This window comes from Brachybacterium tyrofermentans, from assembly GCF_039526165.1.
In the GTDB taxonomy this organism is placed as follows: Bacteria; Actinomycetota; Actinomycetes; order Actinomycetales; family Dermabacteraceae; genus Brachybacterium; species Brachybacterium tyrofermentans.
Genome location: NZ_BAAAIR010000055.1, coordinates 1 through 659 on the forward strand (window position 1 = coordinate 1; position 659 = coordinate 659).

Sequence of the window (659 nt, forward strand, 5' to 3'; positions counted from 1 at the left end):
GCCGCTTTTAATTTCTCATTCTGATTCTGAATATCCTTATCAAGATAGCGAACCTGATCCTGCCACCCGGAGCCATATTCATGAGGCGGGTTATAAGTCACAAAATCATCTTTATTTGCCTCTGCCTCTTTTACCTTTTTATCGGCTTCCTGAACAGCAGCCCTTGCACCGGGGAGCGCCTTCTCTGTCGATGCAATGCGGCTGTTTAAGGTCGCAATATTTTTATCTTCGGCATCCAGCTCAGCTTTCGCTTTATCATAGTCTCTTTTCAGCCCCTCTTCCGGATGAGCGGCGTCCCATGCCTGCTGGCGACGCTTTTCTTCCTCCTGACGCTGTTTTACCTGTGCCGGGGTAAGAACATCTGTCACCGACACATAAACCGGCTTCTGTCCGGTCTCTTTCGGGAAACGAATAACGGCCTCACGGGAGTTACCACCGGCTGTAAAACCAGCCGGACGTGAATCACCTTTTTCAGCAACAATGCCTTTTGGCGGGGCTTTCGCTGTCGGAACACCTTTCGGTACGCTCACCTGCAGAGACGGGAGACCCGGAATCGACACACTGAATACCCCCGGACGTTTTGTCGGTTTCGCATCCACCACAGGGACACTCATTGGCCGACCTGCGACAACCGCAATATGCTGCCGCTCATCCTTCAC

At 52.0% G+C, this 659-nt stretch carries 1 protein-coding gene; it reads right to left on the reverse strand.

The features are described from left to right. Window positions 1-602, reverse strand: a 602-nt coding sequence (locus ABD093_RS18170) for a colicin-like bacteriocin tRNase domain-containing protein (RefSeq protein WP_343926270.1), incomplete at its 3' end; no start/stop codon positions are given. Window positions 603-659: the final 57 nt, after the last annotated feature.